Source organism: Actinoplanes sp. NPDC019969, assembly GCF_055562375.1.
The window spans coordinates 270,286-293,210 of sequence record NZ_JBVHFK010000012.1 but is presented as its reverse complement, the minus strand read 5'-3'; the positions used below and the strand labels follow the sequence as shown (position 1 = coordinate 293,210).

Below are 22,925 nucleotides of genomic sequence, written 5' to 3'. Positions count from 1 at the left end.
GTGATGTCCGCCGGGCGGTCCCTCGAAAGGCTGACGGCCATGACGCAGCGGGAGAAGGCGGAGGACACCCACACCCTCGGCCTGCCGCAGGCCACCGCGCTGATCCTCGGCACCATCATCGGCGTCGGGATCTTCAACCTGCCGTACTCGCTCGCCGCGATCGGCCCGATCAGCATCGTCGCGATGGTGCTGACCACGGTCGGCGCGCTGGCCCTGGCGGTGATGTTCGCGTCGCTGTCGAAACGGATGCCGGCCGACGGCGGCCCGTACGCGTACGCCCGGGCCGCGTTCGGCAACGGTGTCGGCTTCTTCAACGCCTGGTCCTACTGGATCACCGCGTGGGCCGGGAACGCGGCGATCGTCACCGGCTGGGTCTTCTATGTGGAGAACTTCGTCAACTCCGACGGCGTCACCATCTGGTCGATCGTGATCGCCCTGGTCGGCATCTGGATCCCGGCGATGATCAATTTGACCGGGGTGAAGAACATGGGCGTGGTTCAGCTCTGGACCACGATCATCAAGTTCATCCCGCTGGTCATCATGTCGACGGTCGGGCTGTTCTTCATCAGCACCGCCAACTACAGCCCGGCCAACGTCAGCGGCGAGACGGATCTCAAGGCGATCGGCAGCGCCATGGCGATCTGCCTGTTCAGCTACCTCGGCGTGGAGTGCGCCGCGGTGGCCGCCGCCAAGGTCCGCGACCCGGGCCGCAACGTGCCCCGGGCCACCGTGATCGGCACCCTCGGCGCGGCCGTCGTCTACCTGCTGTCGATGGTCGCGATCTTCGGGATCGTGCCGACGTCGGTGCTCGCCGAGGACGCCAACAAGGCCTCGTACTCGGTGGCCGCGACCACGATGGCCGGTGGCGACTGGGCCGGTGACCTGGTGGCGCTCGCGGTGATCGTGTCCGGGATCGGCGCGCTCAACGGCTGGACCATGATCTGCGCCGAGATGCCGCTCGCGGCCGCCAAGGACGGGCTGTTCCCGGCGATGTTCGGGCGGATCTCCCCGCGCGGGGTGCCGGCCGCCGGGATCATCTGTTCCAGCATCTTCGCGACGATCGCGATGGTGGTGAGCTACGCCGGGGCGAGCGGCGCGACGGTGTTCAACACGCTGGTGCTGATGAGCGGGATCACGGCGGCGATCCCGTACGCCTTCTCCGCACTCGCCAAGATCAAATGGCGCCGTGAGGGCGGCGCCGGCGACCTGGTCGTCGCGATCCTGGCGCTGGTCTTCTCGATCCTCTTCATCTGGTACTCGCGCAACTCCGGTGACGACTGGTTCGTCGTGTGGGGCCCGTTCCTGATGGCCGGTGGCGCGTTCCTGCTCGGCATACCCGTCTACCTGTCCATCCGAAAGAAGATGCCCGAAAGAGGATGACATGAGCTTCCACGTCGACTCGGAGACCGGCCGGCTCCGCCAGGTGATCCTGCACCGGCCCGGTGTCGAACTCAGCCGACTCACCCCCGACAACGTCCGCGACCTGCTCTTCGACGACATCCTCTGGGCCCGCCGGGCGCGCGAGGAGCACGACGCCTTCGCCGAGGTGCTGCGCGAGCGCGGGATCAAGGTGCACTACTTCGCCAAGCTCCTCGCCGACGTGCTGGACATCCCGCAGGCCCGCAACTGGGTGCTGGACCGGATCATCACCGACGACACCGTCGGGCCGACCCTGGCCACGCCGCTGCGCCGGCTCGCCGAGCAGGCCGAGAGCGCCAAGCTCGCCGACTACCTGATCGGCGGCGTGCTGAAGAACGAGCTGGCCGGGTTCACCGTGAACAGCCTGCGCTGGGAGCTGATGAACGCCGACGACTTCGTGCTCACCCCGCTGCCCAACCACCTGTTCCAGCGGGACAACTCGGCGTGGATCTACGGCGGGGTCAGCATCAACCCGATGGCGATGCCGGCCCGGCTGCGCGAGTCGGTGCACAGCGCCGCGATCTACCGGTTCCACCCGATGTTCACCCTCGCCGACTTCACCATCTGGTACGGCGGCGACGACCAGCCGCACCAGCCGGCCACCCTGGAGGGCGGCGACATCCACGTGCTCGGGAACGGCGCGGTGATGATCGGGCTGGGCGAGCGGTCCACCGCGATGGGCGTGGAGAACCTGGCCCGCAGCCTGTTCAGCAACGGCGTGGCGACCAAGGTGATCGCGATCGAGCTGCCGCACTCGCACGCCATGATGCACCTGGACACGGTCATGACGATGATCGACCGGGACACCTTCGTGATGTACCCGTACCTGCAGGAGTCGCTGCGGTCGTGGACCGTGCTGCCGGCCGGCGACCCGGACGGGCTCGAGGTGATCCGCAACCAGGACCTGTTCGCCACCATCGCGGAGACCCTCGGCATCGACAAGATCCAGGTGCTGGAGACCAACGAGGACATCCGCGCCGCCCAGCGCGAGCAGTGGGACGACGGGAACAACTTCCTGGCCGTGGAGCCCGGCGTGATCGTCGGCTACGAGCGCAACGTCACCACCAACACGTACCTGCGCCGCCAGGGCATCGAAGTGATCACCATCGCCGGCGGCGAGCTCGGCCGGGGCCGCGGCGGCCCCCGGTGCATGACCTGCCCGATCGAACGCGACGCCGTCTGAGGAGAACTCCGTCATGTCGTTCAACCTGCGCAACCGCAGCTTCCTCAAGGAACTCGACTTCACGCCCGCCGAGTGGAAATTCCTGCTCAAGCTCGCGGCCGAGCTGAAGACCGCCAAGTACACCGGCACCGAGGTGCCGCGGATCGCCGGCAAGAACATCGCGGTGATCTTCGAGAAGACGTCGACCCGGACCCGCTGCGCCTTCGAGGTGGCCGCCCACGACCAGGGCGCGCACGTCACCTTCCTCGACCCGGGCAGCACCCAGCTCGGCCACAAGGAGTCGGTGAAGGACACCGCGCGGGTGCTCGGCCGCTTCTACGACGCCCTCGAATACCGGGGGTTCGGCCAGGAGAACGTGGACATCCTGGCCCGGTACGCCGGCGTGCCGGTGTGGAACGGGCTCAGCGACGAGTGGCACCCCACCCAGACGCTCTGCGACATCCTCACCATGCGGGAGCACACGGTCAAGCACGACAACGACATCACGTTCGCGTACCTCGGCGACGCGCACAACAACGTGGCCAACTCGCTGCTGATCGGCGGCGCGATGATGGGCATGGACGTGCGGATGGTGGCCCCGCAGGCCCGGTGGAACCCGGACGAGGTGGTCAAGGCGGCGCAGGGCATCGCCGAGTCCACCGGCGCCCGGATCACCCACACCGAGGACGTGAACGAGGGCGTCCGCGGCGCCGACTTCCTCTACACCGACGTGTGGCTGTCCATGGGCGAGCCCAAGGAGGCCTGGGACGAGCGGATCCGGCTGCTCAAGCCGTACCAGGTGAACATGGCGGCGGTCCGCGCCACCGGGAACCCGGCAGTGAAGGTCATGCACTGCCTGCCGGCCTTCCACGACCGGAACACCAAGGTCGGCCGGGACATCTACGAGCACACCGGCATGGAATCCCTGGAGATCACCGAGGAGGTGTTCGAGTCGCCGTACTCGATCGTCTTCGACCAGGCCGAGAACCGGATGCACACGATCAAGGCGATCATGGTCGCCACCCTCGGGTCCTGACATGCGCATCGTCATCGCGATCGGCGGGAACGCGCTGCTGGAACGCGGCCAGAAACCGGACGCCGCGGTGCAGCGGGACAACGCGCTGCGGGCGGTGGCCGCGCTGGCCCCGCTCGCGGCCGAACACGAGGTGGTCATCACCCACGGCAACGGCCCGCAGGTCGGCATGCTGGCGCTGCAGAGCGCCGCCGACCCGGCGCTGGCCGTGCCGTACCCGTTCGACGTCCTCGGCGCGCAGACCCAGGGCATGATCGGGTACTGGCTGCTGCAGGCCCTGCAGAATGCGCTGCCCGGCCGGCAGATCGCCGCGATCCTGGACCAGACCCTGGTCTCCGCCGCCGACCCGGCCTTCCAGAAGCCCACCAAGTTCGTCGGCCAGGTCTATGACGAGCAGACCGCCCGGCGGTACGCCGACGAGCGCGGCTGGGCGATCGCGCCGGACGGGGCGAAGTGGCGCCGGGTGGTCCCGTCACCGCAACCGCAGCGCGTCGTCGAGACCCGGATCATCCGCAAGCTGCTGGAATCCGGGACCATCGTGGTCTGCGCCGGTGGCGGCGGGATCCCGGTGATCCGCGACGAGAACGGCAACCTGGCCGGTGTCGAAGCCGTCGTCGACAAGGACCTCGCCACCGCGGTCCTCGCCGAATCCCTGGAGGCCGACGCGCTGCTGCTGCTCACCGACGTGCCCGCGGTGGTCCGCGGATTCGGTGGGCCGCAACCGCAGCCGATCGGCCGCGCCACCCCCGCCGAGCTGCGCCGCGAGGACTTCGCGGCCGGGTCGATGGGGCCGAAGGTCGAGGCGGTCTGCCGGTTCGTGGAACTGACCGGCGATCTGGCGGCGATCGGCGCCCTCGAGGACGCCGCCGCCATCCTCGCCGGGAAAGCGGGCACGGTCGTCACCCCGGGTGGGGACTACGGGGGACCGCACGACCTGCGCCCGCCCCGGTGAGAAGGATCGCCACACCGGTGGGCGCGGCCACAGCGCCCACCACGCCGGCCCGGACCCGATGCCGCCGGGCCGGGCCGGCGCCCCGGCCATGAACGGGCGGCCCGCCGTCATCGCGCACCTCTCCGACCTGCATCTCGGGGCACACGCCCCGTCCGCCGTCGCGAGCCTCGCCGCGGACGTGACAGCGGCGCGGCCGGACCTCACCGTGGTCACCGGGGACGTCACGATGCGGGCCCGGACCGACGAGTTCCGGCAGGTGCGGGACCTCCTGGCAACGTTGCCGGGGCCGCTCCTGCCGGTCGTCGGCAACCACGACCTGCCCCTGCTGAGCTGGCGGCGGGTGCTTTCCCCGTACCACCGCTGGGAGACCTGGATCGACGCGGACCCGGACCCGGTCCGCCGGACCGCGGGGATCACCGCCCTGGGCCTGATGTCGATGCCGCGCTGGCGCTGGAAGAACGGGCAGGTCACCGCCCGGCAGGCCGCCATGGTGGCCCGGACCCTCGGCGCCGCGCCGAACGGCGACCTGCGCGTGCTCGCCCTGCACCATCCGCCGCTGGCCACCGGCGCCGCCCGGCTGATCGGCCGGCGCCGCCTGCTGGACGCCGTCCGGGTGGCCCGCGCCGACCTGGTGCTCGCCGGGCACACCCACGTCCCGGACGTACGCGTGCACGGCCGCCAGGTGTACGTGGTCGCCGGCACCGCCACCAGCGTGCGGACCCGCGGCGCGCCCTGCTCGTGGAGCCTGATCAGCGCCGGCGGCGGGGAGATCGTGGTGCGCGAGCGGTATCTCGGCAGGGACGGCTGGCACACCGGCCGGGTGGTCAGTGCAACTGTGTCTTCAGGACGATGAGGGCCGCGCCGAAACTGCCCGCGACCAGCATGGACACCACCCGCTCCAGGGTGCGCAGCCGCCCGCCCGAGCCGATCCGCCAGCCGGACAGGCAGAGCAGCGCGGTGGTGCAGGCCAGCGACGCGATCACCGCCGTCTCCAGCTTGGCCCCGGCCAGCCGCGCGCCGATCAGCACCAGCAGCGGCAGCCCGCTCGTGGTCACCATCTCCCAGCCGGTGGTCAGCTGGTGCCGCACCGTGTGCCAGGTCGGGCGGTGGCCCTCGTGGATGCGTTCGGCGACGATCCGGGCGTACCGTTCCGCCAGCCAGTAGATGGTCAGCGTGACCAGCACCGCGACCGACATCCGGATCGCGGTCAGCGCGTGCGAGGCGACCAGCACCGCCGCGCCGACGATCAGTCCGTAGATCCCGGAGGCGGTCGCCTCCATCGTCTCGTGCCGCATCCGTACCCAGATCGAGCCGCTCGCCGGCATGCCGGTCCCCTCCCGTGGTGTGCCCTGCCCGAGTCAGCGTCTCCGGGCGGCGGCGGGCCATCCTCACCCGGCACGGATGAAACGCGGGGCGGGAAAATTGGCGATGCTTCCGGCATGTTCGCCCGGAAACGCAATCCGCTGCGCCGCGGCTCGGACAAGTTCGAGGCCGGCATGCTCCTGTCCCTCTTCGTGTTCACCCTGCTCGCCGCGCCGATCCTGGCCTGGTGGGCGGCCGGGGTCAGCTACCGGGCCGACCAGCAGGCGCTGGACTGGGAGAAGCGCAACGTGTTCCGGGTGGAAGCCGAGCTGATGGCCGGCACCGATCCCGGCGCCGAACCCACGCCCGGCTGGTCCCGGGCCGTATGGACCGCGCCGAACGGGACCAAGCGCTCCGGCATCGTCACCGTCGTCGCCGGCCAGAAGCCCGGCGACCGGGTGATGATCTGGGTCGACCGGGACGGCGACCAGCGGGGCGCGCCCGGCGACCGCAGCCCGGTCGCGCGGGCCGCGCTGATCGCGGTCGTGGTGGTGGCCGCCGTCGCCGCCGCGATGAACGCGCTGCGCCGCATCGGCACGGCCGTGCTGGAACGCTATCGGGCCCGCGGCTGGCAGCGCGAATGGAGCGAGGTCGGCCCGCGCTGGAGCCGCGACCTGCTTCCCTGACAACCCCTAGCAGAGGTGGTTACCCCATGGCCGAACGAACCAGCACCGGGCGTTTCCCGGTCGGGCTGAGACGGGCGCTCATCGCGTTCGCGCTGGCCCAGTTCATCTGCAGCTTCGCCGGTTCCAACATGAACGTGATGATCACCGACATCAGCAAGGACCTGAACACCACAGTGCAGGGCGTACAGCTCGCGATCACGATGTTCCTGCTGGTGATGGCGGCGCTGATGATCCCCGGCGGCAAACTGACCGACGTGTTCGGCCGCAAGTGGTGTTTGCAGCTCGGCCTGCTGCTGTTCGGCGCCGGCGCGCTGCTCAGCGCGGTCGCGCCCGGCCTGCCGGTGCTGATCATCGGGTACTCGATCTTCGAGGGGGTCGGGACGGCGCTGCTGATCCCACCCGTCTACATCCTCACCACCCTGCTGTTCCAGGATCTCGGCTCGCGGGCCCGCGCCTTCGGCGCGATCAGCGCGATGGGCGGCATCGGCGCGGTCGCCGGCCCGCTGATCGGTGGCTTCATCGCGTACGCCGTGAGCTGGCGCGCCGCCTTCGTCCTGCAGGCCGTGATCGTGCTGGCGATCGTCCTGCTGGCCCGCACCACCGTGCGCGACCCGCTGCCGGCCGACCGGTCCCTGCCGTTCGACGTGGTGGGGGCGATCCTCTCGGCCGGCGGCCTGGTCCTGATCGTGATGGGCATCCTGGGCGCCGACGAGAAGCCGGCCGCCACCGCCGGCCTGGTGCTCGCCGGCGTGCTGGTGCTGACCTGGTTCTTCTGGCACGTACGGTCCCGGGAACGGGCCGGCAAGGAGCCGCTGCTGTCGCTGTCGCTGTTCCGGAAACGGGCCTCCAACCTGGGCCTGATCACCCAGAACATGCAGTGGCTGATGGTGATGGGCACCTCGTTCGTGGTGTCGACGTACCTGCAGGTCGTCAAGGGCTACAACGCGATCGAGACCGGCGCCGTCTTCACCGCCACCACCGTCGGCGTGCTGATCTCCTCGCTGCTCGCGGAACGGATGGCGCACCGCCGCGAACAGCGCACCCTGATCATGGCCGGGTTCGCGGTCACCGTCGCCGGAATCGGCCTGCTGCTGGGGCTGGGCGGCTCCGCGGACAGCATCTGGGGCATGATCCCCGGCCTGTTCATCATCGGCCTCGGGCTCGGCGGCATGCTCACGCCGTCGGTCAACGTCGTGCAGTCCAGCTTCGGCGAGGACCTGCAGGGCGAGATCTCCGGGCTGTCCCGCAGCGTCTCCAACCTGGGGTCGTCGCTCGGCGCGGCGCTGGCCGGCACCATCCTGGTCGCCGGCGTCGACAGCGCGAACCCCGGCCGCTCGTACCTGTGGGCGATGCTCGCGGTCGCCGGCGCCGGCGTGATCGGCCTGGTAGCGGCGTCCTTCCTGCCACGCACCCGCCCGTCAGCCGCCTGACGGCCGCCGCTGCTGCTCCCTGATGAGCAGGGACATCGCGTGCCGGTCGGCCGGGGTGGGACGGGACGGATCCAAGGCGCGCGGCCACAGCCGGGCGTGCCGGACCGCCGCCACCTCGGCCGCCAGCACCAGGACGTTGCTCAGCACGTACAGCATCGTGAACACCCCGGCGACCGTCGCGAACCCGCCGTAGATCCAGCCGGCGTTCCGCGCCAGCGAAGGCAGCACCACCGCGCCCAGGTTCAGCAACCCGGTCACCCCGGCCGCACCGATTACCGCGGCGGGCCACAGCGCGGCGAACGGGGCGCGCCGGCACAGCAGCAGCCGCGCCAGGACCAGCAGCACCCCGTACGCCACCGCCCACTGCGCCACGAGCGCGATCACCGTCGCCGCCACGACGGTGACCGCGCCCGCCGCCACCGACCCGGCCAGCAGCACGCCCAGCGCGGCCACCGCCCGCAGATAGGTGGCGACGATCCCGGCCCGGTCCCGGACCGGCACCGCGGCCAGGTGATTGAGGGTCTCGTACGCGCTCAGCGCCACCCCGATCCCCGCGTACACCAGCCACACCACGCCGAGCACGAGAGCGGTGGCGGACCCCGACAGGGCCGCCACCGACGTCTCGATGTCCGCCTGCAACGCCGGCGGCACGATCGCGGCGACCAGCTCCTGCCGCAACTCCGGCCGCCGGGTCAGCACCAGCGACACCGCGACCACCCCGAGCAGCAGCACCGGGAACAGGCTGAGGAACCCGTAGTAGGTGATCAGGGCGGCCTCGCGCGGCCCGCCGTCGTCGAAGAACTTGCGGGCCACCGCCCACGGGAACCCCAGCGCGGGCCGGCGTCGTTGCAGGTCGTCCAGCCGCCGGAGGGTCACTTCCCGTACGCGTCGGCGACCTCGCCGCCGTGCGCCGCCACCGAATAGATCACCACCGCGGACAGCGCGATCGCGATGACCGACCAGATCGGGTGGGTGGCCGCGAACGCGAAGTTCAGGAAGCCCGAGGCGGCGGCGAAGACGATCGCCACCACCCGCGCCCAGCGCAGCCCCCGGATCAGCGCCACCCCGTCCACGATCAGGGCCGCCCCGGCGGCCAGGTGCGCCCAGGCCAGCGCGGTCAGGGACACCGGGAGGAGCACGTCGGCGCGGGTGCCGTCGAGCACCGCCGGGCGGGCCAGCGCGACCAGCCCGGTGTAGGCGTGCACCGTGCCGAGCAGCACCAGCACCACACCGCCGAAGAGCACCCAGGCGACCCATCCGGTGGCCCGGCTCTGTTCCACACGCATCGCCGTCTCCTCGTCCCGTTCTCAGCAGGTCTGCTGGATGGCGTCCTGCAACGTCCGGGCGCTGGACCGGACGCCCTCGACCGCGGTGCGTACCTGCGAGAGCTTGTCCCGGCTCGGATCCGCGCGCGCCGCGTCGACGCTGGCCTGCAACGTGGTCACCGACGCGCGCAAGCCGTCCGCCTGATTGCCGAACTGCGCCTTCGCGTTGACGACCAGCGCGTTGAGCTGCTCGAGCAGGTCGCTCACGTACGGCTTGAGCGCCGACAGCCCGTTCTCGGACACGTTCGTCTGCCTGATGTGTTCCACGGTTCGCTTCACCGCGTCGGCGCTCTCGCACACCGCGGGGACCGCGGGTTCGTCCCCGGCGCATCCGGCGGTGGATCCGGCGAGCAGGAGGCCCACGGCGATCGGGAGTAGTCGCTTCATGAGGTGAGGGTCGCCCGCTCCGGCGACCGGCACGTCACCCCCGCCGGATGAGGCGAGCATCCACCGGCGGGCCCGAGGATCGAACCGGTAACACGCTGAGCCCTCGGTTTGAGGAGTCGAAATGAGCATCGGTCCCGTCCAGCTGATCGTGCTGGGATTCCCGCACCCGAACTTCCACGGCGAGGTGATCGCCGAACTGGAGCGACTGCGCAAGAGCGACACGGTACGGGTGATCGACGCCCTCGCCGTCTACAAGGACGAGGACGGTGAACTGGAGGTCGAGCACCTGAGCAACCTGACCAAGGAGGAGGCCGTCGAACTGGGCAGCAAGGTCGGCGCCCTGATCGGCCTCGGCATCGAGGGCGAGGCGGGCGCGGAGGCCGGCGCGGCCCTGGGCGCCGCCGTCGCCGAGGACGGTGTGGACGTACTCGACACCCCCGAAGCGTGGGACGTGCTCGCCGACATCCCGCCCGGCACCGCCGCGGCCCTGCTGCTCATCGAACACCACTGGGCGGTGCCGCTGCGCGACGCGATCGCCCGGGCCGGCGGATTCCGGCTGTCCGACGGGTTCGTCAGCCCGCTCGACCTGGTCGCGATCGGCCTGCTGGCGGCCGAGGAGGCCAAGGAACTGCACGACCTCGAGACGGCCGCGGCCGTACAGAACTAGGGGAGGGGTTCACCATGTTCGGATCACGGAGGGTCGCCCGGCGCACCGGTCGCCGGACCGCACGCCGCGTCACCCGGCGGGTCGCACGCCGGCGCTGACAAGCAAAAGAAGTGTGTGGAGTTCGGGCGCTATGCACGCCCGAACTCCACACACTTCTCAGTGCGCCACGGCCAGCCGCCGCAGTCGTGCCCAGTCCATCTCCGGCAGCGCCGCCCGAACCCCGGGACGCTGCCGCGGAACCCGCACCCGCAGCGCGGCCGGCCGGATCGAGCAGCGCACCGGCGTCGGCAGCAGCACCGACTCCCCGTCGATGCCGACCGGCACCACCGCCGCGTCCGCGTCGACCACGGCCTCGGCGGTGGCCCGTACCGTCAGTGACCGGGCCCGGCCCCGCCCGCCGATCAGCCGCGCGGCGTCCGCGGCCCCGCGCACCGTCACCGCCAGCACCCCGAGCCGGCCCGAGTCCAGGCGCTGACGTTCGCCCAGCCCGGCCACGTCGCCGGTGGTGTACGGGTTGTTGCTGATCAGCACCGCCTGCGGCCCGTCGATCGCCAGGTCGCCGGCGCGGACCCGCAGGCGCGGCCCGGACGCCCCGGTCAGCGCGTCCGGCAGCAGCTCCAGGGTGGTGCCGACCTTGTCGTCGCGGTAGGCGGGGCTCTGCACGATCGACGCGTACGCCCCGAACGACGCGTTGTTGACGAACGTCCGGTCCGCGATCAGCCCCAGGTCGATGTGCACCTCCACCCCGTCGGTGAGCGCGTCCAGACAGGCCGACGGGTCCTCCCGGTCCAGCCCGAGATCCAGCGCGAAGTGGTTGCGGGTGCCCGCCGAGATCACCAGGAACGGCACCCCGTGCTCGGCCGCGACCCCGGCGACCAGCGCCTGCGTGCCGTCCCCGCCGGCCACCCCGAGCAGATCGGCGCCGTCCTTGAGCGCCTGCCGCGCGACCTCCGCCACGTCCACCGCGGGCCCGTCCAGCAGGAACACCTGCGCGCCCAGGTCGCGGGCCCGGTCGGCGAGGCGGAAACGTTCCACCTTGCCGCCTCCCGAGCGCGGATTCATGATCAGGTACGGGTTCCGCGGCGCCGGCGTCTCGTGCTCCACCGGACCGCTCGGGGACTCCGCGAGGGCCCGCCGCCCGGCCGCCACCGCGACCACCCACAGCAGCGCGGCCACCACCGCGACCCAGAGCAACCGGTGCCGCATGAACACGACCGCCACCGTGATCGGGGCCAGCGCCACCACCGCGCCGGCCAGCCAGCGCATCACCCCCCGATGGGTGAGGAACCACCAGGCCGCGGCCAGCCCCGCCGCGGCGCCGAGCGCCCCGGTCAGCAGCAGGGCCACGCTGCCCCGCAGTCCGGCGACGGCGAGTACGAGGACGACGGCGGCGGCGACGGCGGCGAACGCGAGCCGGGCCTGCCAGACGGCTGCTGTGGACATGGGCTCCTCCTCGGGCATGTCTGAAGCAGCCTCCCGCCGCGGCCGGTGCCGGGCCTCATTCCGGTGGGATGAGGCGCGCGAGCCCCACGCGGCGGATGGTCACCGGGAAACCGGCAGAACAGGAGATCAGTCGTGCCCACGTCCTCCCGGCTTCGGCATCCCGCCGAACTGCCCTTCTACATCTTCATGGTGGTCCTCAACGTGATCATCATCGCGTTGATCATCCAGGCCGCGATCACGTTGCCGCTGCTGCCGGAGCGCTTCCAGGGCACCGGCTGGGCCGCCGCCGTCCGGTCCGCCTTCATCGGGTTGCTGCTGCTGATCCCGGCCCTGGTGGTGATCCGTGAGACGCAGCGGGCATCGATCCGCGGCACCGCCGTCGAACTGTCCCCGCGCCAGTACGGCGACCTCTACCGCACCATGGACGAGTTCTCCCACGAGCTGGGCCTCAAGCGCCGGCCCAACCTGTACCTGGCCAACGGCAACGGCACCCTGAACGCGTTCGCGGCCCAGGCCACCGGCCACGACTACGTGGTCCTGGCCAACGAGCTGTTCGTCAACCTGCAGCAGAACAACAAGGAAGGGCTGCAGTTCATCCTCGGCCACGAGCTGGGCCACATCCGGCTGCACCACGTCTCGCTCTGGTACCAGCTGTCGGTCGCCTACTCGGAGCGGATCCCGCTGCTCGGCCCGGCCCTGTCCCGGCTCCGGGAGTACTCCTGCGACCGGCACGGCGCCCGGCTCGCCCCGGGCGGCGCGTCCGGACTGGTCCTGCTCGCCTCCGGCCGGCACACCGAACACACCACCGACGTGGAGCAGCTGGTCCGGCAGGGACAGCAGCTGCGCGGTTTCTGGGTGGGTCTCGCCCAGCTGCCGATGTCGCACCCGTTCACGGTGCGGCGCCTGGAACGGCTCTTCCGGGCCGGGCTCTTCCACGCCCGGGTCCGCGGCAAGGAGTCCGTCATCCCTCCGGGATGACGTGGCGAATCAGCAGTGAGGCGAAGTCTGGCAGGAACGATGGGAGGGGCGAGTCATGCCAGAGGCGACATATCAGGTACGGGTGTCCGGGGTGATCCCGGAAGAGGTCCTCGCTGAGCTACGGGATCTGACGGTGACCGTGGAACCGCCCGAGACCGTGCTGCACGGATCGCTGCCGGACCAGTCGGCCGTGGTGGGGCTGATCTCCCGGATCCACGGCCTCGGCCTGCGCCTCATCGAGGTGCGGCGGCTGCCGTCGCAGGACGTGCCCGGCCCGGATTTCTGAGCCGGGCCGGCGATCGTGGTGATCGGGCGGCCGGCACGCGGCGGATACGGGCTCGTGCTGGTGATGATCATCGGCACGTACCTGATCGCCCTGCTGGTCACCAACCGGTGGATGGTCGCGCTGCTGCTGTTCGTGCAGACGCTGACCGTGTGGCAGGCGCTGCGGGTGTCCGGAGCCCGGACCGGCATGCGCCTGACCGCCGCCGCGGTGTTCGCGCTCGCGCTCGCCGCCGCAGTGCTCAACGTGGTGGCCCGGAACTGGTCGCTGGTCGGCTACGCGTTCCTGGCCGCCAGCGTCCTCTACCTGCTGGCCCCGTTCTCGATCGTCCGGGACCTCGGCCGGCGCGGCGGCGTCGACCTGCAGACCATGCAGGGCGCACTCGCCGCGTACCTGCTCCTCGGCATGGCGTTCGCGTTCGCCTACGAATGCCTCGCCGTGATCCAGCCGGGACCGCTGTTCGGCGAGGGCGGCGACCCCGGCCTCCCGCAGGTCCTCTTCTTCAGCTTCATCACCCTCACCACCACCGGGTACGGCGACATGGTCCCGGCCGGCAACCCGGCACAGACCATCGCCGTGGTGCAGGCCCTCACCGGCCAGCTCTTCCTGGTCACGGCCGTCGCCAAGGTGGTGGAGAACTGGCGCCCGCGGGCCTGGAAGCCCGCACCCCCTTCAGGAGACGGCAATGACTGAGACGACCCGCATCACACCCTCCCGCACCCGGGTATGGCTGCGCCTCATCGCCGGCGTGGCCACCATCATCCTCGGCATCGTCGCGTTCGCCTGGCCCGAGGCCACCCTGCGCGTCGTCGCCTTCGTCTTCGGCATCAACCTGCTGATCCTCGGCGTCGTCCGGATCCTGCAGATGCTGCTCACCAGCGGTGTGCCCGGCCTGCACCGGGTCCTCGGCATCGTGCTCGGAGTGGTCGCCGTCGTCGCCGGCATCCTCTGCCTCGCGAACGTCGCGACCTCCCTGTCCCTGCTCCTGCTGATCGTCGCGCTCGGCTGGATCGTCGACGGCCTCGGCGAGATCTTCCTCGCCGTCGGCCGCGGCGAGCCCGGCGGCGGCTGGCGCATCGCCGTCGGCATCCTCGTCGTCCTCGCCTCCATCGCCGTCCTCGTCTGGCCCGGCCTGGGCCTGGCCACGTTCGTGCTGATCGGCGCCACCACCCTGGTGTTCGCCGGCATCTGCCTGGTCATCGCCGCCATCGCGGGCCTCCGCACCGCCCATCCCTGACCCCTTCCGCTCCGCGGCACTGCAGGGGTTTCAAGATCAGTGGAGGGGTTCGGCGACGGGGGCGCGGGGGTCGGCGAACCGGCCGGTGAACCAGGCGCTGAAGGCGGCTATGGCGAGGCCGCACAGTTCGAGCAGGAGGAGGCCGGGTTCGGCGGCGCGGTCGGGGCTGCGGACGCGCATCAGGGCGAGTACGGCGAAGACGATCAGGACGCCGACGTCGAGGAGCAGGGCGAGGAAGCCGATGCGGGTGGCGGCCGGGCCGACGGCGGAGAAGGCGTCGACGCCGGCGGCGATGGCGGCGGGGAGGCCGCCGACGAGGCCGGCGACGAGGTTCCAGTAGGCGACGGTGCCGATCATCGCGGGTGCGCCGAGCAGGGTGGCCAGGTCGAAGACGAACGCCATCCAGAACAGGCCGAGCGGGAACATCAGCAGCAGGGGCTGGACCCCGTGACCTCCGAGACGGAGACGGCTCTGCATGCGGCGGTTCCCCCCTGCCGTGGCGGAACGGACCTTCTCAGCGTGGGTCGGCGCGGGCCCGCAGGCGTCACCCCAAGCGGGTGAACGGGTGTACGGAGGGGTGAAAGCCCGGTAAACCTCAGGCCGGGCCGGGCCGCGCCGATGAAGGCGGGGTCCAGGCCAGCCGGGGGAGGTGCCGCGTCGTGCGCGATTCCCTGGGGGCGGTTCAGCGGTCGCGGCGTCAGTCGTTGCGGGCGTCGGCGGTTTACGGGGCGTTGCCGGGGGTGTTGGCCGGGGCGTACGCGGCCGGCACCTGGGACCAGCCGGGCCGGACCGCGATGTTGCTGGTCGCGGCCGTGATGGCGGGGTTCGCGGCGGCCGGCTGGGCGGTCGCGGGACGGGTTGCGCGGAGCCGCTGGTGGATCTGGATCCAGCTGGCGGCCGCCGCGGCGAACATGGCGGGCGCTGCCGTGCTGGGGCTGCTCGACGGCGGGGTCGCCGGGCCGCTGGGCACGCTCGTACCCCTGGCGGTGGTGCTGATGGCGGTCGCGGTGCCGCCGCGGGCGTTCCTGGTGGGTGCGGGGGCGGGGCTTCTCGCGTACGCGCAGGTGCTGTTCTTCGGTGACCCGCCGCCCGCAGGATATCCGCTGGTCCACGCCCTGGGTTTCGCCTGCGTCGCGATTCTGTGCCTGCGGCATTCGGCGGTGCTGGCGTCGCTGCGGCGGCGGCTGGCCGACATCTCCCGCACCGACCCGCTGACCGGCTGCCTGAACCGGCGCGGGTTCGACGAGCGGGTGGCGGCCGAGTTCGCCGACGCGGCGGAGGGCGGTACCCCGGTCAGTCTGCTCCTGCTGGATCTGGACCACTTCAAGGAGGTGAACGACACGCTCGGGCACCGGGCCGGCGACGAGCTGCTCGCCTGGACCGGCCAGGAGTTGCGGGCCGTGCTGCGCGCGCACGACGCGGTCGGGCGGCAGGGCGGTGACGAGTTCGCGCTGCTGCTGGCCGGGACGGACGCGGCGGGTGCGGCGACGGTGGCGGAGCGGCTGCGGGAGCGGCTCGGCACGTGTGCGCCGGCCAGCCTGGGGCACGCCACGTTCCCGGACGACGCGGACGATTGCACCGGCCTGCTGCTCGCCGCCGACCAGCGGCTCTATCAGGACAAAGCGGCTAGGGTACGCCGTGCGCCCACCGCCGAGGCAGTGGCCGGCGCGCGTACCCGGATCCGCCCGTCCGGTCCGGTCCGCAACGTGTCCGCCCGCGAGCGCCGCAAGCACTCGATCGCCGACCCGGGCTGGATGTCGATCACCCAGACCGTGGTGGCGCTGGTCTACGTGCTGGTGGTGGCCCGCGATCACGAGCACCGGGCCGGCATGGTGGCGCTGTCGCTGTGGGGTTTCGCCACCGGCCTCGCGGTGGTGGCCGGCGCCGGCTGGCTGAGCCGGTCGCGCCTGGCCCGGCCGTTGATGCTGGCGTTCGCGGTCAGCTCGTTCCTGAGCTGTGCGGCGATCGCCACCCTGGACGGTGGCGTGGACCAGCCGCTGGGTGTCGGCATGCTGTTGCCGATCCCGCTGCTGATGCTGGGCATGCGCCCGGAGGTGGCCGGTCCGGTCGCGGCCGCCGCCGGCGGGCTGTACCTGCTGGTGGGGACGCGGATCGGTGACACCGGCGGCTGGTACCTGGCGCTGCAGCTGCTCGGCACGGCAGCCGTGGCGGTCGCCTGCGCGCTGCAGGGCCGCTCGGCCGCCGCCCAGCGTCGCCGGCTCACCCGGTTGTCCCGGGTGGACGTGCTCACCGACGTGCTGAACCGGCGCGGTTTCGCGGAGCGGTTCGCCGCCGAGACCGCGCACGCCCGCCGGACCGGGCGGGGCGCCGCGCTGCTGGTGCTGGACCTGGACGGGTTCAAGAAGCTGAACGACGAGCACGGTCACGCGGCCGGTGACGAGCTGCTGAAGTGGGTGGCGGCGACGTTGCGCGAGCAGGTCCACGCGCACGACATCGTGGGCCGGCTGGGTGGCGACGAGTTCGTGGCGCTGCTCGGGGACTCGGCGAGCGCGGACCGGGTGCGGTCCGCTCTGGCCGCGCGGACCCGGGCGAGCATCGGCCTCGCGGTCCTCGACGTCGACGGCGACGACTTCGACAGCCTGTACGCCGTCGCCGACGCCCGCCTCTACCAGCAGAAGAAGCTCGCAACCGGACGGCAACCGGGCACCAACCAGGAGGGCACTCCAGCGCTCACATCATGGTGATTCCACGACAGAACGGAATCGCCTGCAGATGAAGCGTGCCCTGCTCCTCCTCGCCACGGTCACGGCGCTGGTGAGCGCCCTGCCCGGAGTGGCGCAGGCCGCCGCGGCCGGCAGCGCCCGGTCCTTCGCGTTCATGAGCCAGACCAAGGGCGCCGGCCTGATCGCCCGCTGGAACCCGTGCGCCGGCCCGATCGACTACCGGGTCAACCTGGACCGGGCCCCGAAGAACTCGCTGCCGGAGGTGCGGACCGCGTTCGCGCGGATCGCGGCGGCCACCGGCCTGAGCTTCCGGTACGCCGGGACGACCACCGTGATCCCGCAGGCGAACAGGGGCTTCGCCGGTAAGTACCCGGCCGGCACCGAGATCGTCATCGCCTGGGTGAACCCGGGCACGCACAGCAAGTGGCTGCCGTCCGGCGCGAAGGCGCTGGGCATGGGCGGCGGCGCCTGGCAGACCGCGTACACCGCGACCGGCGCCGACGCGCTGCGGATGGTCGAGGGTTCGGTCGTGCTCAACGCGCCCGCGGTGAAGTCGATGGCCCGCGGGTTCGGGGCGGTCAGCGGCGGGACCACCGGCGCGGTGCTGATGCACGAGATCGGGCACGCGATCGGCCTGGCCCACCCGGGCCAGAACGACAAGAGCCAGATCATGTACCACACGATCACCTCGAAGAAGGCGGAGTGGGGCGCCGGTGACCTGACCGGTCTGCGCCGGGTCGGCAAGGTGTCCGGCTGTCTCAAGGACCGCCGCTAGAAGGGTTTCCGAAGTGTGACGAAGTGATTACCGTCAATGCATGCGGGCCTTCTTCGTCACACTCCTGCTGCTCGTGGTGGGTGTGGCGGTTCCGGCGCAACCCGTCGAAGCCGCCCCCACGGACCCTGCCGGCCGCGAGATCGTGCTGCGCGGCTTCAACGTCTCCGGAAGCACCAAGCTGTACGAGAACGGACTGCTGCCGTTCCGTACCACCGCCGACGCGGCCGCCGCCGCGACCCGGATGCGCGACCTGACCGGCGCCAACGCGATCCGCTTCCTGATCAGCTGGGAGGGCGTGCAGCCGGCCCGGGACCGGATCGACACCGCCTATCTGGACCGGGCCGCCGATCAGATCCGGCAGTTCACCAGCCGCGGCATCCGGGTGCTGCTCGACTACCACCAGGACCTCTACTCGTCGCACCTGTTCGACCCGGACAGCTGGTACACCGGCGACGGCGCCCCGAAGTGGGTGATCGACGCCGGGACCTATCCGGACGAGTCCTGCGGCATCTGCCTGCTGTGGGGACAGAACATGCTCACCAACGGCGCCGTCCGGTCGGCGATACATGACTTCTGGCGCAATCGGTACGGGGTGCAGGACGCCTACCTGGCCCAGGCCGGGGCCGCCCTCACCCGCCTGCGGCAACGTGTCGACAGGTCGATGATGCTCGGCGTCGACCCGTTCAACGAGCCGTTCGACGGCGGGCTCGACGGCGCCTCCGGCACCACCTGGGAGGCGACCTGGCTGATGCCGTTCTACCAGCGGTTCCGGGCCGTGATGGACGCCTCCGGCTGGACGTCGCTGCCGCTGTACGCCGAACCGCTGGTCTTCTGGAACACCACGTTCGGCGAGGCCGGCGGCCTGGGCACGGTTCCGCCGCTCGGCACCCGGTACGTCTTCAACAGCCACTACTACGACGGCGCCCGGATGACGCTCGACCCGACGGCGGCGGGCGACGGCACGTACAGCGCCGCGATGAACCGGATCCGGGACCGTGCCGCCGCGCTCGGCGCCAGCGCGTTCGTCTCCGAGTTCGGCAGCTCGATGGACGCCGCCCGCACCCCGTGGATGATCCGCGCCATGTACCAGGGACTCGACTCCCGGGTGCCCGGCCGCGACTTCTGGAACAATCCGGCCGCGTCGGGCCCGGTGCTGTCGGCCACCCAGTGGCAGTGGGACGTCTACAGCGGGCAGCACCGCGAGGCGATGAACGGCAACCCCGCCAAGATCCAGACCGATGGGGACGCGTGGAACGGCGAGGACCACTCGGTCATCGCGAACGGGACACTGCGGCTCGACCGCCGGGTCCTCGATCGGCTGTTCCCCAGCGCGGTCGCGGGAAACACCATCGCGTTCGCGTACGAGGACCTGGCCCGGGACGGTTTCGCCGGGGCCGGGCGCCAGCAGGCGTGGCTCACCGTTCCCGCCCGGCTGCCGGCGATCGCCGGGCTCGTCGCCGGGCGGCAGTACGGGGTACTGCTGTGGCGCGAGCCCGCGACGCCGATCGGCGCCCCCACCGAACTGCACCTGCCCGGATCGTTCCCCACCGGCCGGACCACCGTCGTCTCCGACCTCGGGTCTGTCGGAAGTGGGCGGATCACCATCGCCACCGAGGTCGGCGCCACCACCGCCCGGCGGCTGGTGCTCGACGCGACCGGGTCCGCGCCGGGAACCGTGCACGTCGCGCTCGTGGTCAACACCGGCGATGTGGCGATCGTGCCCGAGCCCACTCTCGCCGCCGCCCGGACCGAGCTGCTGGCGTGGGCGGCTGCCGTGCCACGATGAGCGGATGTCGATCGCGGCCACACCGGAACCGCCGTACGTAGCGGTGATCTTCACGTCCCTGCGTACGGAGGGTGATCACGGATATGCGGCGATGGCCGCCGCCATGGAACGCCTCGCCGAACGCCAGCCCGGCTATCTGGGCATCGAATCGGCCCGGGAGGAGACCGGAATCACGGTCTCCTACTGGGCTGATCAGGCAGCCGCCCGGGCATGGAAGGACGTCACCGCCCATCTGGTCGCTCAGCAGCGCGGACGTGAGATCTGGTACCGCGACTACCGGGTCCGGGTCGCCACCGTGGAACGTGACTACGGTCCGTCCTGACCTGTAAGCCTGGTCACGTGTCACGCCCTGTTAGGGCCGCTGTAATTTTCGGCGGGTACGACCGTGTACATGACCGACCCGCACTATGCGATCCAGCGAGCCCGAAGCCGGACGGGCTCCACCGTCCACCTGCACCTGAGCGGCGCCTTCGACCGCGACGCCGACCGGGTGCTGCGCGCCGGGATGCGGGACACGTTCGCGTCCGGCCGCCGGGGCCTGCGCGTGTTCGTCGACGTGTCGAAGGTCGAGTCCATCGGCAGCGAATGCATCGACCTGCTGCTCGTCGGATACACCAGGGCGCTGCGCGCCGGCCACGGGTACGAGATCGTCAACGCGCACGGCCACATCCGGCAGGCGCTCGCCCTGACCGGACTCTGCGAGCCCGAGACCCTCTACGCCCCCGACTGGACCGACGACCTCATCGGTACGCCCACGTCACGTAGCGTTTGATCAGGAGCAGAGCACCGGCGAGGAAGACGACGCCGCCGGCCGCACAGAGGGCTACCATCGCCAGCACGTGGGCCGTCGACTCCCGCAACTCCGGCCGGGAGATGCCGTAGCCGATCCGGATCCGGTCGCCCGGCTTCTCACCCTTGAAGAAACCGGCCTCATCGACCAGGATCCGCTCGGCGGGGTACTGCTCCCATCCCCGGCGATCCCACTCCACCCACAGATAGCAGGCGTCGTAGGAACCGATGCCCTGCACCACGGTCAGAGGCCCGCGCCGTTCGCACCGCTCCACGGTCGCGGTGCCCGCGAACGACGCGTCACCGAAGTCGCCGCCGGTGTGCCGCCCGATCGTCGTCCCGGCGTTGAACAACAGCCACCCGGCCAGGGTGGCCAGCAGCAGCGCCCAGGACGGCATCCGGCGGCCGATTCGCGGCGTCCACCGTGCCTTGTTCCGGTTGTCGGCCTCGGCGAACGCCCGCACCGCCGCCCGCCGCTGCTCCGCCTTCCCGTGTTCCCCCGTCACATCTATCCATGCTGCCCTATGCCGTCACGCGGGGGCGTCGATGACGCCGGTGAGAGCGCGCAGACCCGCGACGACGTCGGCGGCACCGGGAGCCCGGCCGGGATCGGTGAGCCACTGCGTCATCAGCCCGGTGAACAGCGCCATCTGCGCGGCCCCCAGGGTGCGGGCTGCCGTGTCGCCGATCTCGTCCTCTTCAGTGCCGAGCAGCAACGCGGCCAGTCCCCGGCGGCCCTGCTCCTGGCTGCCGGCCAGGTAGCGGCGCAGGTCGGCGGAGTGCTCGGCCTGGATCAGGGCCTCCAGCGTGGACAGCCACAGCGTGCGGTCCTCCTGGAAGGACCTGATGACCGCGGCCCACATGGCCTCGTACCGCGCGGCGGGGCTGCTGCCGGCTTCGCCGAAGGACGCGAGGGTACGGCCGATCCGTGTGCCCCACTCGTCGATCGCCTCGATGAGAGCGGCGTTCAGCAGCGCCTCCCGTGAGCCGAAGTGGTAGCCGATGGCGGCCATGCTGACCCCGCCGGACGTGGCGATGTCCCGCACCGTGGTCCGGGCCCAGCCCTTCTCCTCCAGGCAGCGCCGGGCGCCCGCCAGCAGATCCTCGCGATTTCCCACGCCGGTCACGGTAGCCGATGTCTTGTGCGAGCGCCTTATACAAATGTATTGCGCGTACGCCCAAATCTTCGTTACGGTCCTGGCGTTCATCGATCGAAGGAGATGCCATGAGCCGCACCCATCCGATTCGCCGCCGTCGGCTGCTCGGTCTGGCCGCTGCCGCGGTCCTCGTCCCGGGCCTTCCCCGAGCGGTCACCGCCCCGGCCGGCGCTGTGGTCGACGCTATGGATCGTGGCGCGCGGTCGCTGAGCGATCTGGACGCGCTCGGGCGCATGATCGGCGGCGCCGAGGTCGTGGGCCTGGGCGAGGCCAGTCACAGCGCGCACGAGTTCTTCACGCTCAAGCAGCGGATCTTCCGTCATCTCGTCGCCGGCGGATTCACCACCTTCGCCCTGGAGGCGAGCTGGAGCACCGGCCTGCGCCTGGACGCCTACGTCACACACGGCATCGGCGACCCGGCGCGGATCATGCGGGACGAGTTCCAGGGGCAGTACCTCTTCTGGAACACCCGGGAATACCTCGACCTGATCCACGGGATGCGCCACCACAACCGCACCCGTCCGGACCGGCCGCGGTTACGGTTCGTGGGCAACGACCTCGGCTACGCCGGGCCCGAGGCCTTCCGGAACGTCACCGGCCACCTCGCCGCGCACCACCCCGGTCTGGCCGCGCGGATCGGTGGCCTCTACGCCGGCCTGGAACCGGCCGCCGGAACACCCGCCGGACCGTGGATGACCGCCCAGCTCGCCAAGGACCCATCGGCCCGCCGCACCGAGGCCGACCGGGCCGGCCTCGCCCTCGCCCTGCTCCGCGACCACCGTTGTACCGGGCGGGCACACGCCTGGGCGGTGCAGAACGCCACCGCCATCGCCCAGAGCTTCACCGCCTACGCGTTCCCCGACGAGCAGTTCCCGGAGCGCATGCGGTACCGCGACCGGGCCATGGCCGACAACACCGCCTGGTGGCTGCGGCACGAGGGCGGCCGGATCCTGCTCGCGTCCAACAACGGCCACGTCGCGTACACCAGCGACAACCCGGACGAATTCCCCCAGCCCGCCGGCGCCTTCCTGCGGGAGCGGCTCGGCGAGCGTTATGTCAACATCGGCCTGACCTTCCACCACGGGACCGTGAACGCGCTGCCGGACTTCACCGCCCAGCAGCCGCAGACGTACGTTGTCCAGCCCGCCCCGGAAGGCCACAACGAACACACCCTCGACCGGGTCCGCCACCGCGACTTCAGCCTCGACCTGCGGACCGTGTCCCCACCGGCCCGCGCCTGGCTCGCGGCGTCCCGGCCCACCCGTTCCTACGGCCTGTACTGGTCGGCGGAAGACCCGGCGACCGCCCTCAGCCACTCCTACGACATCCTGATCCACCTCCACCAGGTCGAAGCCGCCCACCTGTTCCACTGACCGGCAGGCGGGCCCGTTCGGTCCGGCCGGCCGTCAGTGCTGTCTCACCCGCCCTGA

Annotated in this window: 26 protein-coding genes; 18 read left to right on the top strand and 8 right to left on the bottom strand. The window is 71.4% G+C overall.

Translation table 11 applies throughout. The features are described from left to right. Nucleotides 1-39: 39 nt before the first annotated feature. Genes ACZ3II_RS32560 through ACZ3II_RS32540 form a run of 5 tightly spaced genes read left to right on the top strand, consistent with a single transcriptional unit; the run spans nucleotide 40 to nucleotide 5,419 of the window. Nucleotides 40-1,380 carry an amino acid permease gene (locus ACZ3II_RS32560; protein ID WP_465522508.1) on the top strand — a complete coding sequence of 447 codons (1,341 nt, stop codon included), beginning with the start codon at nucleotides 40-42 and terminating at the stop codon, nucleotides 1,378-1,380. Nucleotide 1,381: 1 nt separating this feature from the next. Then, on the top strand, nucleotides 1,382-2,602 hold the full coding sequence (locus tag ACZ3II_RS32555; RefSeq protein ID WP_465522506.1) for an arginine deiminase: 1,221 nt from the start codon (nucleotides 1,382-1,384) through the stop codon (nucleotides 2,600-2,602). Nucleotides 2,603-2,615: 13 nt separating this feature from the next. After that, the gene (gene argF / locus ACZ3II_RS32550) at nucleotides 2,616-3,617 is read left to right on the top strand and encodes an ornithine carbamoyltransferase (RefSeq protein ID WP_465522504.1); all 1,002 of its coding nucleotides are present in this window, start codon (nucleotides 2,616-2,618) and stop codon (nucleotides 3,615-3,617) included. Nucleotide 3,618: 1 nt separating this feature from the next. After that, the gene (gene arcC, locus ACZ3II_RS32545) at nucleotides 3,619-4,566 is read left to right on the top strand and encodes a carbamate kinase (protein ID WP_465522502.1); all 948 of its coding nucleotides are present in this window, start codon (nucleotides 3,619-3,621) and stop codon (nucleotides 4,564-4,566) included. Continuing rightward, complete coding sequence (locus ACZ3II_RS32540) at nucleotides 4,523-5,419, top strand: metallophosphoesterase family protein (RefSeq protein WP_465522500.1); 897 nt, start codon at nucleotides 4,523-4,525, stop codon at nucleotides 5,417-5,419. Before arcC ends, ACZ3II_RS32540 begins: the two co-directional genes overlap by 44 nt. Here ACZ3II_RS32540 and ACZ3II_RS32535 read toward each other — a convergent pair. Continuing rightward, nucleotides 5,391-5,891, bottom strand: a complete 501-nt coding sequence (locus ACZ3II_RS32535) for a hypothetical protein (RefSeq protein WP_465522498.1) — start codon at nucleotides 5,889-5,891, stop codon at nucleotides 5,391-5,393. The genes ACZ3II_RS32540 and ACZ3II_RS32535 overlap by 29 nt on opposite strands. A 114-nt stretch (nucleotides 5,892-6,005) precedes the next feature. On the opposite strand from ACZ3II_RS32535, the gene ACZ3II_RS32530 reads away from it, so the two are divergent. Next, entirely contained in the window at nucleotides 6,006-6,554 is a 549-nt protein-coding gene (locus tag ACZ3II_RS32530) for an Rv1733c family protein (RefSeq protein ID WP_465522496.1), read from the top strand. Nucleotides 6,555-6,580: 26 nt separating this feature from the next. After that, nucleotides 6,581-7,984 (top strand): MFS transporter, encoded by a 1,404-nt coding sequence (locus ACZ3II_RS32525; protein WP_465522494.1) that lies wholly within the window; start codon nucleotides 6,581-6,583, stop codon nucleotides 7,982-7,984. Here ACZ3II_RS32525 and ACZ3II_RS32520 read toward each other — a convergent pair. From ACZ3II_RS32520 to ACZ3II_RS32510, 3 genes are read right to left on the bottom strand one after another with little or no spacing between them, the layout of a single operon-like run. Then, complete coding sequence (locus ACZ3II_RS32520) at nucleotides 7,973-8,860, bottom strand: YihY/virulence factor BrkB family protein (RefSeq protein ID WP_465522492.1); 888 nt, start codon at nucleotides 8,858-8,860, stop codon at nucleotides 7,973-7,975. The genes ACZ3II_RS32525 and ACZ3II_RS32520 overlap by 12 nt on opposite strands. Further along, the gene (locus tag ACZ3II_RS32515; RefSeq protein ID WP_465522490.1) at nucleotides 8,857-9,270 is read right to left on the bottom strand and encodes a DUF7144 family membrane protein; all 414 of its coding nucleotides are present in this window, start codon (nucleotides 9,268-9,270) and stop codon (nucleotides 8,857-8,859) included. The genes ACZ3II_RS32520 and ACZ3II_RS32515 overlap by 4 nt, the downstream gene beginning before the upstream one ends. A 21-nt stretch (nucleotides 9,271-9,291) precedes the next feature. Further along, nucleotides 9,292-9,696, bottom strand: coding sequence for a hypothetical protein (locus ACZ3II_RS32510; RefSeq protein ID WP_465522488.1), 405 nt, complete (start codon nucleotides 9,694-9,696; stop codon nucleotides 9,292-9,294). Nucleotides 9,697-9,817: 121 nt separating this feature from the next. On the opposite strand from ACZ3II_RS32510, the gene ACZ3II_RS32505 reads away from it, so the two are divergent. Beyond that, entirely contained in the window at nucleotides 9,818-10,363 is a 546-nt protein-coding gene (locus ACZ3II_RS32505) for a hypothetical protein (protein ID WP_465522486.1), read from the top strand. A gap of 156 nt (nucleotides 10,364-10,519) precedes the next feature. Here the strand turns inward: ACZ3II_RS32505 and ACZ3II_RS32500 are convergent, their stop codons facing one another. Continuing rightward, entirely contained in the window at nucleotides 10,520-11,806 is a 1,287-nt protein-coding gene (locus ACZ3II_RS32500) for a diacylglycerol/lipid kinase family protein (RefSeq protein WP_465522484.1), read from the bottom strand. A 132-nt stretch (nucleotides 11,807-11,938) separates the two neighbouring features. Here ACZ3II_RS32500 and ACZ3II_RS32495 point away from each other — a divergent pair, with 132 nt between their 5' ends. From ACZ3II_RS32495 to ACZ3II_RS32480, 4 genes are all read left to right on the top strand, one after another. Beyond that, on the top strand, nucleotides 11,939-12,784 hold the full coding sequence (locus ACZ3II_RS32495) for a M48 family metallopeptidase (protein ID WP_465522482.1): 846 nt from the start codon (nucleotides 11,939-11,941) through the stop codon (nucleotides 12,782-12,784). Between the two features lie 55 nt (nucleotides 12,785-12,839). Then, nucleotides 12,840-13,070 (top strand): hypothetical protein, encoded by a 231-nt coding sequence (locus ACZ3II_RS32490; RefSeq protein WP_465522480.1) that lies wholly within the window; start codon nucleotides 12,840-12,842, stop codon nucleotides 13,068-13,070. Nucleotides 13,071-13,133: 63 nt separating this feature from the next. After that, on the top strand, nucleotides 13,134-13,760 hold the full coding sequence (locus ACZ3II_RS32485) for a potassium channel family protein (protein WP_465522640.1): 627 nt from the start codon (nucleotides 13,134-13,136) through the stop codon (nucleotides 13,758-13,760). After that, a complete protein-coding gene (locus ACZ3II_RS32480; RefSeq protein ID WP_465522478.1) occupies nucleotides 13,753-14,304 on the top strand; it encodes an HdeD family acid-resistance protein in 552 nt (183 codons plus the stop codon). Before ACZ3II_RS32485 ends, ACZ3II_RS32480 begins: the two co-directional genes overlap by 8 nt. Before the next feature lie 36 nt (nucleotides 14,305-14,340). Here the strand turns inward: ACZ3II_RS32480 and ACZ3II_RS32475 are convergent, their stop codons facing one another. Further along, nucleotides 14,341-14,781, bottom strand: a complete 441-nt coding sequence (locus ACZ3II_RS32475; RefSeq protein WP_465522476.1) for a DUF2231 domain-containing protein — start codon at nucleotides 14,779-14,781, stop codon at nucleotides 14,341-14,343. A gap of 182 nt (nucleotides 14,782-14,963) precedes the next feature. Here ACZ3II_RS32475 and ACZ3II_RS32470 point away from each other — a divergent pair, with 182 nt between their 5' ends. From ACZ3II_RS32470 to ACZ3II_RS32450, 5 genes are all read left to right on the top strand, one after another. Continuing rightward, a complete protein-coding gene (locus tag ACZ3II_RS32470; protein ID WP_465522474.1) occupies nucleotides 14,964-17,009 on the top strand; it encodes a GGDEF domain-containing protein in 2,046 nt (681 codons plus the stop codon). A gap of 28 nt (nucleotides 17,010-17,037) precedes the next feature. Further along, nucleotides 17,038-17,763 (top strand): matrixin family metalloprotease, encoded by a 726-nt coding sequence (locus ACZ3II_RS32465; RefSeq protein WP_465522472.1) that lies wholly within the window; start codon nucleotides 17,038-17,040, stop codon nucleotides 17,761-17,763. A 40-nt stretch (nucleotides 17,764-17,803) separates the two neighbouring features. Then, complete coding sequence (locus ACZ3II_RS32460) at nucleotides 17,804-19,549, top strand: cellulase family glycosylhydrolase (RefSeq protein ID WP_465522470.1); 1,746 nt, start codon at nucleotides 17,804-17,806, stop codon at nucleotides 19,547-19,549. Nucleotides 19,550-19,553: 4 nt separating this feature from the next. Next, nucleotides 19,554-19,871, top strand: coding sequence for an antibiotic biosynthesis monooxygenase family protein (locus ACZ3II_RS32455; protein WP_465522468.1), 318 nt, complete (start codon nucleotides 19,554-19,556; stop codon nucleotides 19,869-19,871). A gap of 69 nt (nucleotides 19,872-19,940) precedes the next feature. Then, the gene (locus tag ACZ3II_RS32450) at nucleotides 19,941-20,321 is read left to right on the top strand and encodes an STAS domain-containing protein (protein ID WP_465522466.1); all 381 of its coding nucleotides are present in this window, start codon (nucleotides 19,941-19,943) and stop codon (nucleotides 20,319-20,321) included. On the opposite strand, the gene ACZ3II_RS32445 is transcribed toward ACZ3II_RS32450, so the two are convergent. Together ACZ3II_RS32445 and ACZ3II_RS32440 are read right to left on the bottom strand one after the other, a co-directional pair. Further along, a complete protein-coding gene (locus ACZ3II_RS32445) occupies nucleotides 20,290-20,844 on the bottom strand; it encodes a DUF6346 domain-containing protein (protein WP_465522464.1) in 555 nt (184 codons plus the stop codon). The genes ACZ3II_RS32450 and ACZ3II_RS32445 overlap by 32 nt on opposite strands. A gap of 24 nt (nucleotides 20,845-20,868) precedes the next feature. Further along, the gene (locus ACZ3II_RS32440; protein WP_465522462.1) at nucleotides 20,869-21,456 is read right to left on the bottom strand and encodes a TetR/AcrR family transcriptional regulator; all 588 of its coding nucleotides are present in this window, start codon (nucleotides 21,454-21,456) and stop codon (nucleotides 20,869-20,871) included. Nucleotides 21,457-21,563: 107 nt separating this feature from the next. Here ACZ3II_RS32440 and ACZ3II_RS32435 point away from each other — a divergent pair, with 107 nt between their 5' ends. Further along, nucleotides 21,564-22,868: an erythromycin esterase family protein gene (locus tag ACZ3II_RS32435; RefSeq protein ID WP_465522460.1), complete on the top strand. Its 1,305-nt coding sequence runs from the start codon at nucleotides 21,564-21,566 to the stop codon at nucleotides 22,866-22,868. The last annotated feature ends 57 nt before the right edge of the window (nucleotides 22,869-22,925 follow it).